12 protein-coding genes are annotated in these 12,152 nt (G+C 35.4%); 1 reads left to right on the top strand and 11 read right to left on the bottom strand.

Annotated elements, in window-relative coordinates:
• The 8 genes from tilS to ychF form a co-directional block, all read right to left on the bottom strand.
• Positions 1-1,275 (bottom strand): tRNA lysidine(34) synthetase TilS, encoded by a 1,275-nt coding sequence (gene tilS, locus AB4X21_RS00060; RefSeq protein WP_320911050.1) that lies wholly within the window; start codon positions 1,273-1,275, stop codon positions 1-3.
• Positions 1,275-2,561, bottom strand: a complete 1,287-nt coding sequence (locus tag AB4X21_RS00055) for a serine hydrolase (protein ID WP_369087947.1) — start codon at positions 2,559-2,561, stop codon at positions 1,275-1,277. The genes tilS and AB4X21_RS00055 overlap by 1 nt, the downstream gene beginning before the upstream one ends.
• Entirely contained in the window at positions 2,533-2,661 is a 129-nt protein-coding gene (locus AB4X21_RS00050) for an SP_0009 family protein (RefSeq protein ID WP_003002204.1), read from the bottom strand. Before AB4X21_RS00050 ends, AB4X21_RS00055 begins: the two co-directional genes overlap by 29 nt.
• A 3-nt stretch (positions 2,662-2,664) precedes the next feature.
• Positions 2,665-3,033 (bottom strand): septum formation initiator family protein, encoded by a 369-nt coding sequence (locus AB4X21_RS00045; protein ID WP_003010764.1) that lies wholly within the window; start codon positions 3,031-3,033, stop codon positions 2,665-2,667.
• On the bottom strand, positions 3,026-3,292 hold the full coding sequence (locus AB4X21_RS00040) for an RNA-binding S4 domain-containing protein (RefSeq protein WP_003002258.1): 267 nt from the start codon (positions 3,290-3,292) through the stop codon (positions 3,026-3,028). Before AB4X21_RS00040 ends, AB4X21_RS00045 begins: the two co-directional genes overlap by 8 nt.
• 68 nt (positions 3,293-3,360) lie before the next feature.
• Positions 3,361-6,855 carry a transcription-repair coupling factor gene (gene mfd / locus AB4X21_RS00035; protein ID WP_369087946.1) on the bottom strand — a complete coding sequence of 1,165 codons (3,495 nt, stop codon included), beginning with the start codon at positions 6,853-6,855 and terminating at the stop codon, positions 3,361-3,363.
• Between the two features lie 4 nt (positions 6,856-6,859).
• Positions 6,860-7,429 carry an aminoacyl-tRNA hydrolase gene (gene pth, locus AB4X21_RS00030; protein ID WP_369087945.1) on the bottom strand — a complete coding sequence of 190 codons (570 nt, stop codon included), beginning with the start codon at positions 7,427-7,429 and terminating at the stop codon, positions 6,860-6,862.
• A 68-nt stretch (positions 7,430-7,497) separates the two neighbouring features.
• Positions 7,498-8,613, bottom strand: coding sequence for a redox-regulated ATPase YchF (ychF, locus tag AB4X21_RS00025; protein ID WP_003010773.1), 1,116 nt, complete (start codon positions 8,611-8,613; stop codon positions 7,498-7,500).
• Between the two features lie 156 nt (positions 8,614-8,769).
• Here ychF and AB4X21_RS00020 point away from each other — a divergent pair, with 156 nt between their 5' ends.
• A complete protein-coding gene (locus AB4X21_RS00020) occupies positions 8,770-9,264 on the top strand; it encodes a DUF1307 domain-containing protein (protein ID WP_155127517.1) in 495 nt (164 codons plus the stop codon).
• Positions 9,265-9,299: 35 nt separating this feature from the next.
• Here AB4X21_RS00020 and AB4X21_RS00015 read toward each other — a convergent pair whose 3' ends face one another.
• The 3 genes from AB4X21_RS00015 to dnaA form a co-directional block, all read right to left on the bottom strand.
• A complete protein-coding gene (locus tag AB4X21_RS00015; RefSeq protein WP_003002008.1) occupies positions 9,300-9,491 on the bottom strand; it encodes a DUF951 domain-containing protein in 192 nt (63 codons plus the stop codon).
• A gap of 12 nt (positions 9,492-9,503) precedes the next feature.
• On the bottom strand, positions 9,504-10,640 hold the full coding sequence (gene dnaN / locus AB4X21_RS00010) for a DNA polymerase III subunit beta (RefSeq protein ID WP_369087944.1): 1,137 nt from the start codon (positions 10,638-10,640) through the stop codon (positions 9,504-9,506).
• A gap of 159 nt (positions 10,641-10,799) precedes the next feature.
• Positions 10,800-12,152 carry a chromosomal replication initiator protein DnaA gene (dnaA, locus tag AB4X21_RS00005; RefSeq protein WP_369087943.1) on the bottom strand — a complete coding sequence of 451 codons (1,353 nt, stop codon included), beginning with the start codon at positions 12,150-12,152 and terminating at the stop codon, positions 10,800-10,802.

Below are 12,152 nucleotides of genomic sequence, written 5' to 3'. Positions count from 1 at the left end.
TTACCTATCTATTTTTTGAATATAAAGACTATCTTTCATTATACCACTTTTTGAGGGTTGACTCAAATCACTCGTTACCAATCCCACTACAGAAAGAATATTATGATTTTGTTCTATAATGAGAGCCTTTTCCCGAAGAGAAATTGGAATTTTCTGGTTGATAAACCACCGTCTTAATTTTTGATGGTGGCCATTAATAAGCAGCTGATCTCCTTCCTTTCTCCCTCTAATTAAGATGGGGCTTTCGCGTGAAACAGAAAGAATTTTTACATTTTCCCCTACTAATGGTTGTCCAAAAGATAGTTTATAATTTGCAATTTCAAAGATATTCCCAAATTCTAACAAAAGCGGGAGGGGGTGGTCATCAGACTTTTGACTGATTTTTTGTATTTCAAAGAAATCATATTCTTGATGTAGTTCATAATTCGACTTTAAATAATGAACGCAATTTCTTTTTTTTCGCAGTAAATTTAATAATTCTTGAAACTGTACCCTACCAAGTTGCAAATCTGGAAATTGTGCCAGATACTCTTCTAATAAGAATGATTGTACAGAATCAGAATACGTTCTAAAAGAAGCTAAATCTTGAATGGTTAACTCGCTAGTCAATTCTTTCAATGCTTGGTGCCAATGAGTCACTTCCTCTGCTAAATAACGAAGACTTGCTTGTATTTGAGGATTTTCTTTTTCAAATTCTGGAAGGTATTGATGGCGTACACGATTGCGAAAATAATCCTGTGAGTCATTGCTACTATCTTCAAAGTGAGGGATTTTCATCAACTCATCTTTGGTAAAAGTTAACAAAGGACGGATTAGCTCACCCTTGCCAAATGGTTGGCGTACAGAAATGCCACTTAAGTGACGTAATTTAGTTCCTCGTATCAAGCGCATGAAAGTTGTTTCAGCTTGATCGTTTGCATGATGACCTGTTACTAAAGCGGTGCAATCCTCTTTCTCCATAATCTGTTTAAAAAAATCATAACGAAAGGTACGAGCTTTTGCTTCTGTAAAATCACCCGAATAGTGAGCCACATGAATACGTGTCTCTCGCCTATCAGCTAGCGTTCGAAGTTCACTTTCTTCTAAATCTGATTCTGGTCTTTGTCCATGATTGACATGAGCGAGTACCAGATGGATTTTCAATCGTTCTTTATTCTTATATAAAAGTTCATACAGATTCATTGAATCCAATCCACCAGATAAGGCAACCAAAACACGGCGATGGGGAGTAAATAGATCTTGTTTTTCACAAAACTCTAAAAATCGCTTTTCCATTATTTCAATACCTCATAGATATCTTTTGAAATGTTGGAAATCGTATCATAATTCGAATGATCTGTAAAAATGGCTATTACATAGGGTGAATTTGTGTATACAATCGCAACATCATGTCTAAAATCATAGGCATCTCCAATTTTATGAGCAACTTTTACTGGAATGTCACGCGCAATCCGTTGATCATCATATTTTGTCGAGGAGAGTGCATCAATAATAGGGCCATTTTGTTGATAGATAGCCTCCATGACATTGCCAGCCATTTCAGCGGATGCTTCTCTTTTTTCAACATCCCAATGTTTCTTTGCAATTTTATCCAAAATTTTTTGGAAGTCTTGATCTGATTGATGAGTGACATAATAATTCAAGATATTATGTCCAACATTATCTGATTCTTTTGCAATTTTATCTACCAACTCTTGAACACTGTATTCTTTTCCATCTGGTGTTTTTGAAAGGCTACCACTTCCTTCTGGTTCATAGCCACCTTTAAAATCATTGACTTCTGGAATATATTTGTAGGTTGTAGTTGGAGAAATGGCTTTTTTATTAAGCTGTTCTTGGACATAGTACAAGTATGGTAATTTTGTGACACTAGCAGAATACATTTCTTTTTGCGGATTGATTCCAGCAGTATTTCCAGTCGTTAATTGTTTTACATAGATTCCATACGAAGGAGAATTGTATTTACTATTTAACAAGTCCTGGACTTTTTCCATTCGATTATCTTTTTCAGTAACGAATGCTTTGTTCACCCAGCCCTGACCTTCAATCTCCACAAACTCATCTCGTAAAGTCTTAGCTGTACGTAAGACTGTCACTTTTGTATAAGGAGAAAGAGGTGTATTTTTTTCTTTTGCACCATTTATTAAGGGTCGGTCATACACTTTAAAACCAGGTTTTAGCCACATGTCTTGTTTTTTTTCTTGTGTTTCTTGCACAACATCAGAAAAAATGACAGAAGAATCTGCTAATACATATCCTTTATCTGCTATTTTAAAAACAGCTTTCCCTTCATCATTTACAAAGAGTTGTTCGATTGTAAACGGTGTGTTGGGGAGAATTTCTCCTTTTGCTTTTTTCAACTGAGGATCAGAAAAAACAGAAATTTTGCGATAGACATTAGGGTTCGCTGGAATTGAAGAAAAATAAAGTTCTGATGGATGAGCCATTGTCTGAGAAGACTCAGACTGCTCAATACTCGCTGCTTGAGACCCAATAAATAAAATTGGAACTAACAATAGGAGCAGAAATCGTTTAGACACCTGTATTCCTTTCATTTTCATCCTTTTGAAGTTTGATCATTTGGTTTTTCTTTTTTAATTCCTCTAATTTTTCATCCGAAAATTCAAGAAATTGTTTAACTGTTTGTAAGATATTTTCCATCGGTTATTGTGGGAGTAAATCTGGGATGGTATAAACATATTCACCATCTTTTGAAAAAGAATACTTAGCGCGTGCATATTTTGTTGCATAATCATCGTCTTTTAATTTTTTAGCGATGTCTTGTTGGTATTCTTTTTGTTCACTTGTTTCTTTATACTCTTTTTCCAACTGTTTGTATTGTTCTTTTTTATCTTGTAGTGATTGATAGCTCTGGGCTAAATTATATGTTGGAAGAATAAACAGTAACATGACCAATATCAAGACGAGTCCCATAAAACGATTGCGTTTTTTTCTTTCTTCTTCTAAAAAACGTTTTCGCTGGCTTTCGTCTTTGATATATTTATTGTTCATTTGAACGATATTTTTAGGCATCTTCTTCTATCCTTGTTTCACTAATTATTTCGTACATTTTGGATGCATCTTCTTTTTTTGTACTATCCAACATTTCCAAGACTTTAACCGTCAATACTTTATTTCCAAAACGAACTTCAATTTGATCATTCACTTTCAAATCCGTTGAACTTTTGGCTAATACTCCATTGACTTTGATTCGCCCTTTATCTGCAACTTCCTTTGCAACAGGACGACGCTTAATAATGCGAGAAACTTTTAAATATTTATCTAATCTCATACTGTCACCTCTAACATAGTATTGTATCATTTTTTATACATAAAATGCGAAAAATGAGCTAAGAACTGCTAGTTCTCTTCTTTTTCCTGTTTAATTTCCAATAAGGTTTGACCAAATTGCTTCAGAGCTTCTAAAATTTCAAAATCTTTCTTATTTCGAATGTCAAAGATCACTTCAATCAATCCTTTTTCTTCTGCAATCTGTGCCTTTAACTGTGTCATTGATAGAGCTTTGAAATAATCCTGTGTTAAAAACAGTTGTTTGGCAATAGGTTCAAATTTCACTGTCACTTTTTGTTGTTTTCTCTCAACAAGACGGACAAAGACTTGATCCAAGTAAGCTTTCACTAAACCAATTTCAAGTAGGTAGGCGACAACATCTGGGTATTCTCCAAAACGATCAATCAATTCATCTTGCAAGTATTCATAGTCCGTCGCAGAATTTATTTCACGAATTTGTTTGTAAATTTCAATTTTTTGACGTTGATCTGAAATATATTCATTAGGTAAATATGCATCTATTTGAAGGTTCAACTCTGCATTGCTCTTTTGCCTGCGATGCTCTTGACCTTGTTTCTTAGCAATAGCTTCTTCTAACAATTGAGAATACATTTCAAAACCAACTGAATCGATGAAACCAGATTGAGAAGCTCCAAGGATATTCCCTGCTCCACGGATCGATAGATCTCGCATAGCAATTTTAAATCCAGACCCCAACTCAGTAAAACCTTTAATAGCTTCTAAACGTTTTTCAGACACTTCTGTAAGAGATTTGTCTGGACGATACATCAAATAAGCATAAGCAATTCGATTGCTTCTTCCTACACGACCTCTTAGTTGATAAAGCGTTGAAAGTCCCATATGATCCGCATTTTCAATAAAGAGTGTATTGGCATTTGGAATATCCACACCTGTCTCAATAATGGTTGTCGTCACTAAGACATCGTATTCGCCATTAATGAAATCCAACAAGGTATTTTCTAAGCGAACTTCACTCATTTGGCCATGAACAAAGCCAATCGAAGCCTCTGGAATCAACTCTTTTAACTCGGATACTTTTTGCTCAATCGTATCTACCTTGTTATAAAGATAGTACACTTGACCTCCACGATCCATCTCCCGCAACACAGCATCTCGAATAATAGTTGGATTGGTCTCTAGTACAAAAGTTTGCACAGGATATCGATTGGTCGGAGGTGTTTCAATGACAGACAAATCTCGAATTCCTAGCATAGACATGTGAAGAGTTCGAGGTATAGGGGTAGCTGTCAAGGTAAGCACATCCACCTTTTTTTTCAATTCTTTCAAGGTTTCTTTATGCTTCACTCCAAAACGTTGTTCTTCATCGATCACAATTAAACCTAAGTCTGAAAAAACAACATCTTTGGACAAGAGCCGGTGAGTTCCAATAATAATATCCACTCGTCCTTTTTTCAACTTTTCAAGCGTTTCTTTCTGCTCTGCCTTACTCTGGAAACGACTTAAAACAGCAACCTCTACTGCAAAAGATTCAAAACGCTCCTTAAAATTGGCATAATGTTGTTGGGCAAGAACAGTGGTAGGAACCAGCACTGCTACTTGTTTATGATCATTTACTGCCTTAAAGGCTGCTCGCATAGCGACCTCTGTTTTCCCAAAACCGACGTCTCCAACCAGCAATCGGTCCATCGGACGATTTGATTCCATATCTTTTTTGATTTCTTCAATGGAACGTAATTGATCATCTGTTTCAATATATGGAAAATCTTGTTCAAAAGCCTCTTGATTTTCATCATCTGAAGAATAAGCAAAGCCTTCTAATTGACTACGCTCCGCATAGAGTTTTATCAAATCATCCGCAATGTCCTCCACCTGTGTCTGAACCCTTTGCTTCGTTTTTTGGAAACGCCCATCGTTTAACTTATTAATTTTTGGCGTTTTTCCATCACTTGCAACGTATTTGGACAACATCTGAATCTGATCGACAGGAATCGAAATGCGATCTCCATTTTGATATTGAATTGAAACATAATCACGATGGACACCCGAAATTTCAATCGTTTCAATTCCCAAATATTGACCAATACCATGAACTTGGTGAACAACATAGTCCCCTTTTTCTAGTTCATTATAATTTTTTAGACGTTCTGCATTGGAAATATTTTGCCTGCGAATCTTTCGTTTGATCTTTTTCTGATAAATCTCTGATTCTGTAATGTAGACAATTTTTTCATCAACAAATTGAAAACCGTGAGCTAATTCTCCAACAACTAATTGACTAGCTTGAGGAATGATCGCATCTCCATCAATATAATCCAATCGAATCCCATACTCTTCTAAATTTTTATGGAGCTGTTGAAGATTGTGATGAGAAGTTGCTTGGACAATAACAGTATAGTTTGATTTTCGATACCGTTCAATTTCCTCTTTTAGTAAATCAAATTGTCCAAAAAACTCCTGCATGGGATATTGATTGAATTGATATAAATGATCAAACTTCAGATTTCCCAATCCTTTTTGAAAGTTTGAAAAATAAGTTGCAGGCGTATATTTTCGTAATGTTGTACTGGTGTCTGCAAAATACACTTGGCGAGAAGAAGTTCTATTTTTATGTAAATCTTCCGTCAAGAGATTAGCTGTATCTAGTTCAAATCTCGCTATTTGATCTGCTATTTTTTGATAATCATCCAGAAAGACAGGAGTGTGTTTAGGGAGATAATCGAATAGGGTATATTGTCTCTCATAAAAGAAACTAATAAATTTTCTAAGATCCGGATGGAGTTTCCTTTGAGAAATATCTCCCAGAATTTCTGCTAGATAAGATTTAAATTCTTCATTCGCGCTCTGTTCTTGCAATTGTTCTATTTGCTGCTGACCACGGATAAAATCTTCCTCTTGCAATAATAGATCACTCACTGCCTTCAGTTGAACTTCTTCAACATTTTCAACAGAACGCTGACTTTCTGGGTCAAAGATTCGGATTCCATCAATCTCATCTCCGAAAAATTCAATCCGATAAGGTTGGAGTTGGTCGATCTCAAAGATATCTAAAATATCTCCTCGTAGACTAAACTCTCCCTGTTGCAAAACTTGGCTTACCTTTTGATAGCCAATCTTCTGTAATGTTTCACTCATAGTAGTTAAGTCTATTTCTTGACCAACCTTCAATTGAAAAATGCTAGATGCAAAAACTTTAGGAGAAGGTAATAGTAGTTTTATACCACTCACATTGGTCACAAGGATACCTTGACGATCCTTTTGACATAAAAAGTTCAAAGCCTCTAATCGTGCAAATTGCCTTTCTTGTGAAGCAAAAACAAATTCTGCTAAAGGGTTATCATCTCCCAAAAATGTATGGACTTTTTCCTCTCCAAGTAAAGCAATAAAATCACTGGCCAATCGTTCCGCTTCGTTATAACTGGAAGTGATGAGGACTGCTTTTTCAATAGAATCAAAGGCTGAAGCCATTACAATAGCCTTTGTAGTCGCAGACAATCCTAAGATCAATTCCCTATTAGTTTTCTGCAAACCTTGTTGCCAGGATAGAAGGTTGGAGTTTTGACTCACTAAATCAATTACATTCATCTACTTACCCGTTGTATTTCTGCATGCTTCTTTCAAAATTTTCTTCTACCAAGTAATCGTTAACCGCTTCTTCTACTCGATCGATTGTTTGTAGAATAGTGATGTAATCGTCTTTATCAAATTTTCCTAAGACATGATGAACAACTGACATGCCCTGCTTAGGTCTTCCAATTCCAATCTTAATTCGATAAAAAGTCTGAGTTCCAATATGATTGATAATCGATTTGATTCCGTTATGACCTCCAGCTGATCCTTTAGCTCGAAGACGAATCTTGCCAACTTCCATATCTAAATCATCGTAAATAACCAAAAGATCTTCAATATCCAGACCATAATAAGTCAGAAGGGCATGGACTGCTTTTCCACTTTCATTCATGAAAGTGGTTGGCTTTACAAAATAGACCTTTTCGCCATTCAAAAATGTTGAGGCGATATCAGCTTGAAAAAGCTTATCATGGGAGAAAGTAAGATTTAAAGACTTTGCCATTTGATCAACTAACATAAAGCCTACATTGTGTTTGGTTTCAACATACTTATCACCTGGATTTCCCAATCCAACAATTAATTTCGTCATCTCTTTCCTTTCAAAACACTAAAAGGGTTGGAAATATTTTTTCCAACCTTTACATCTTTTTAACTCTCTTATACATTAAAACGGAATTCCATGATGTCCCCATCTTGGACAACATATTCTTTTCCTTCTTCGCGCAAACGTCCTGCTTCTTTTACAGCCTTTTCAGAACCGTATTTAACCAAATCATCATAGGACATGGTCACAGCACGAATAAATCCTTTTTCAAAATCAGAGTGGATGATTCCAGCTGCTTGAGGAGCTTTCATGCCACGTTTGAAAGTCCAAGCACGCACTTCTTTTTCACCAGCTGTGAAATAAGTACCAAGTCCCAATAAATGGTAAGCTGCACGCGTAAGTTTATCAACTCCAGACTCTGTTAGGCCAATCGCCTCTAAAAATTCTTGTTTATCTGCATCATCCAGTTCAGAAATTTCTTCCTCAGCACGCGCAGAAATCACAACTACTTCCGCATTTTCTGTTGCCGCAAAGTCACGAATTTGCTTCACATACTCGATAGAATCTGGATCTGCAACAACATCTTCATCCACATTTGCTACATAAAGAACTGGTTTGGTAGTCAAAAGGAAAAGTCCCTTCACCACTTTTTGTTCTTCCTCTGTGAATTCAATGGTACGAGCTGATTTACCATCTTCAAGAACTGGTTTGATTTTTTGTAGAACATTAAATTCAGCAACAGAATCTTTATCTTTTTGTGTGCGAGCAATTTTTTCTACACGCGCATAACGTTTATTAACAGACTCTAAGTCGGCTAAAATTAATTCTAAATTGATGGTATCAATATCTGCCAGTGGATCGACAAAGGCATCTTCACGACCTTGCTCCCGCATGACATTTTCATCATCAAAAGCACGTACCACATGGACAATGGCATCTACTTCACGGATGTTAGCCAAGAATTTATTCCCAAGTCCTTCTCCTTTAGAAGCCCCTTTCACAATCCCAGCAATATCTGTAAATTCAAACGTTGTAGGAACTGTCTTCTTAGGAGTAATCATTTCAGTTAATTTTTGAAGTCGTTCATCTGGAACTTCTACCATTCCGACATTAGGATCAATAGTTGCAAAGGGATAGTTTGCGGCCTCTGCTCCGGCCTTTGTAATTGCGTTAAAAAGGGTTGATTTACCAACATTTGGTAAGCCAACGATACCTGCTGTTAATGCCATTTTTCTTTTTCTCCGTTCAAATTTCAATCTTTTTCATTATAACATAATTCAAAAGACAAGTGATGAAAAGAAATTCTGAATTATTACTAAAGTGTAACCTTTACTAAATAAAAAAATATGTTATAATCAAACTATTAATGATAAAGGAGTTTTATTATGAAAAAACTAAATTGGAAATCTATTCTTCTTTCTTTTGTTGCGATTTTTTCTCTCTTGCTATTGGGTGCTTGTGGAAAATCAGTAGAAAAAACTTATATTCAAAGTATTAATCAAGATAGAAAATCAGACGTTCGTATTACCATAAAACATCAGGGAGATAAACTAATCAGTACTGATTCTGTAAGTACAGTTTATTACAAAGGAGCTGGTGTGTCAAAGGATGAAATAAAAAATCTCATTGCTAGTTACGATGAAGAATTCAAAGATGTAAAAGGGTACTCTCATTCCGCAGAATATAAAGATGAATATTTTGTAGAAAAAACGACTATTGATTATACAAAAGCAGATTTAAAAGTATTGCAAGAAAAAAAATTAATCACTGAACAAAAAAGTAGCAAAATTGACTATATTAGCTATGAAAGTATCTTAAAATCTTTTAAATCTATTGGTTTCAAAGAAGTTAAAAATGGAAAATTTGAAGAATTAAAATAATCGAAAAGGTTCAGTCACATATGTGACTGAACCTTTTATAGTACTTTCTTCATTTTTTGTTCAAAATCATGGCGACTCATCATGACCACATGATCACAATTGCTACATTTGATTTTTATGTCTGCACCAAGTCGCGTAATTTCCCAACGATTTGCCTTCTTGCCTGTTTCTTTAATCACACAAGCGTGAGGCTTTTTCATTTCTACAAAATCACCTAACGTATACATGATTCACCTTTGTTAATTTGTGCGAACTGGCGTAATCAATTGAATGAACCCTTGTTCATTTCCTTCTGGAACCAATGTAAACGGTCTAACAGAAGAAATAAAACGAATAACAACTTGTTCACTGTCAATAGCTTTGAGCGCCTCAATCAAATAAGTTGGATTAAAGCTAATGGACAGATCCTCTCCTGAAACGGCGCTCGTATCGATCTCTTCATTTACTCGCCCAACTTCTGGTGAATGAACGTGGGAAGAAACCACTCCATTTTTGAACTCTAATTTAACCGTTCCGTTTTGAGTCGCATTTGAAAGAAGACGAGCACGCTCCATTGCAAATCGAAGGTTGGCTACATTGAAGGTTGCCTCTGTATTGAATTCTATTGGAATGAGACGGTCTGTATCAGGATAATTTCCTTCTAGCAAACGGGTATAGAAACTAATGTGTTCACTTCTAAATAGAATTTGATTGTTAGCAAAGAAAACTTCAACTGTTTCAATATCATCAGAAAAAACAGAGGTGAATTCACGAAGAGAGCGACTTGGGATGACAACATCAAAGTTGTCTCCATTTTTATCCAGTGTAATCACTTTTTGACTCATACGGTGAGAGTCTGTTGCTACTGTTTTTAGCTCTTTATTATCCGATAGAACAAAGTGAACACCTGTCAAAATTGGCCGACTTTCTTGTACACTTGCTGCAAATGCCGTTTCATTAATTAATTGTTTTAATAATTTTGTTTCCAAAACTAATGGATTACTTGCAGCAATTTCTTGAATACGTGGATATTGATCTGCATCTTTTCCTTTAAGTGTAATTTCTGATTTTCCACTTGTTAAAAGAACCTGTTTTTGTTCAATCTCTTTAAAATCTAAAGTAACATCTGGTAAACTTGAAACCACATTAATAAAGAAAGTTGCTTCCAATAAAATAGAACCTGGAGAGGTCACTAATAAACCAGCATTTTCATCTTTGATAGAAATAAAGTTTTCAATCGAAATTTGGCCATTCGATCCAGATAAGGCAACTCCTTCTGGAGTTACATCAATTTTAATCGTGGAAAGGATTGGGATAGCATTTTTTGAACTGATCGCTCTTTTTGTAGTATTTAGTGCTTGTAAAAATAAAGTTTTGTTAATAGAAAAATTTATCATGGTCATTCCTTTTATTTATTTTATGATTAGTAAGTTAATAGTAATAGTAGGTTGTGTGGAAGTTGTGGAAAACTCTCAGAATCCTGTCTATGACTTGAAAAGTTACTTGTTTAAAAATTGTGCATAATCCCTAGAAGTTTAGAGAAAGTTATCCACAGATTAATTTAATTTTTTCTTGATACTTTGAATTTCGAGTCGAAGATTATCATCTGTATCGACCATACTTTTGATTTTTTCATAGGCATGAATGACAGTCGTGTGGTCTTTCCCACCGAATTCTTTTCCGATTCGAGGCAGTGAGTTGTCCGTCATCTCTCTTGAAAGATACATAGCCACTTGTCGTGCTAGGACAATATTCTGAACTCTTCGAGAACCTTTGATCTCTTTTACACTGACTCCATAGAAGGCTCCAACTGCTTCCTGAATTTTTTCAATGGGAATAACAAGCGTCTTGCTATTATCGTTTTTACGAGCTCGAATAGCTTCAGCTGCAACATCGATCGTAATTTCTTTTAGTTTCTTAACCTTCGCCATTAAAGAAATATCATTTAAGGCACCTTCTAAGTCTCGGACATTTGAATCAAACTGACCAGCTAGATATTCTAATGTGTCATTAGGAAAAATATAGTCTAGATCTTCAATTTTATTTCGTAAGATGGCAATCCGAGTTTCAAAATCAGGCGGTGTTATATTTTGAGTTAGTCCCCATTTGAAACGAGTAACCAACCGCTCTTCAAGACTATCTAAATGATCCGGACTTCGATCGCTTGTTAGAACAATCTGTTTGTTGTCGCTATGAAGGGCATTAAATGTATTAAAAAATTCCTCTTGAGTCGTGACTTTTTTACCACCAAGTGACTGGATATCATCAATCAATAAAAGATCTAAACTTCGATAGGTATTCTTGAAAGTCTTCATTTCTCCTAATCGAAGGTGTTCTAAAAATTCATTAATAAAGGTTTCTGCTGGAACATACTTAACCCGTGCATTTGGAATATTTTCTAGGATTTGATTTCCAATTGCGTTCAATAGGTGAGTCTTTCCAAGCCCTGGTCCACCATAGATAAAGAGAGGGTTGTAAGTTGTTGCAAGATTTTCAGAAACTGCAAGCGCTTTCGCCCAAATATTTCCATCCCCTTGCACAAAATTATCAAAGGTGTACTTTGATTTCAGACCTGTATCAATTTTAGGCAACGGTTCGGTTGTTAAGCTACCTGAAGATAATCTCCTATTCTCACTGCTATGATTGCTAGGAATTTCTTCGGTATCTTCAAAAACGAAATGGAACTTCAAATCTGTATTGTAGACTTCAAAGCTGGCTGTGATCAAAGCATTTTTTAGATTTGTTTCCCAAAATAATTCTTTATAATTTCCATCAAGATAAATGGTAGCAGTCTCTCCATCGATTTTGACTAATTTTGAATCAGCGACAAAAAAATCATAGGCACTATCTTTTAGTTGTAATTGAGCTAATTCTAAAAAACGAGACCAAAATTGCTCTTCTTGTGACAC

The sequence above is a fragment of the Streptococcus sp. CP1998 genome (assembly GCF_041026655.1).
In the GTDB taxonomy this organism is placed as follows: domain Bacteria; phylum Bacillota; class Bacilli; order Lactobacillales; family Streptococcaceae; genus Streptococcus; species Streptococcus dentalis.
Note: the sequence above shows the minus strand (reverse complement) of the source record. Positions and strands in the feature narration are given on the sequence as shown.

What these genes read in the sequence shown, in the direction of transcription:
- tilS (WP_320911050.1), bottom strand. Translation starts at nt 1,275, where the DNA reads ATGGAAAAGCGATTTTTAGAGTTTTGTGAAAAACAAGATCTATTTACT.
- AB4X21_RS00055 (WP_369087947.1), bottom strand. Translation starts at nt 2,561, where the DNA reads ATGAAAATGAAAGGAATACAGGTGTCTAAACGATTTCTGCTCCTATTG.
- AB4X21_RS00050 (WP_003002204.1), bottom strand. Translation starts at nt 2,661, where the DNA reads ATGGAAAATATCTTACAAACAGTTAAACAATTTCTTGAATTTTCGGAT.
- AB4X21_RS00045 (WP_003010764.1), bottom strand. Translation starts at nt 3,033, where the DNA reads ATGCCTAAAAATATCGTTCAAATGAACAATAAATATATCAAAGACGAA.
- AB4X21_RS00040 (WP_003002258.1), bottom strand. Translation starts at nt 3,292, where the DNA reads ATGAGATTAGATAAATATTTAAAAGTTTCTCGCATTATTAAGCGTCGT.
- mfd (WP_369087946.1), bottom strand. Translation starts at nt 6,855, where the DNA reads ATGAATGTAATTGATTTAGTGAGTCAAAACTCCAACCTTCTATCCTGG.
- pth (WP_369087945.1), bottom strand. Translation starts at nt 7,429, where the DNA reads ATGACGAAATTAATTGTTGGATTGGGAAATCCAGGTGATAAGTATGTT.
- ychF (WP_003010773.1), bottom strand. Translation starts at nt 8,613, where the DNA reads ATGGCATTAACAGCAGGTATCGTTGGCTTACCAAATGTTGGTAAATCA.
- AB4X21_RS00020 (WP_155127517.1), top strand. Translation starts at nt 8,770, where the DNA reads ATGAAAAAACTAAATTGGAAATCTATTCTTCTTTCTTTTGTTGCGATT.
- AB4X21_RS00015 (WP_003002008.1), bottom strand. Translation starts at nt 9,491, where the DNA reads ATGTATACGTTAGGTGATTTTGTAGAAATGAAAAAGCCTCACGCTTGT.
- dnaN (WP_369087944.1), bottom strand. Translation starts at nt 10,640, where the DNA reads ATGATAAATTTTTCTATTAACAAAACTTTATTTTTACAAGCACTAAAT.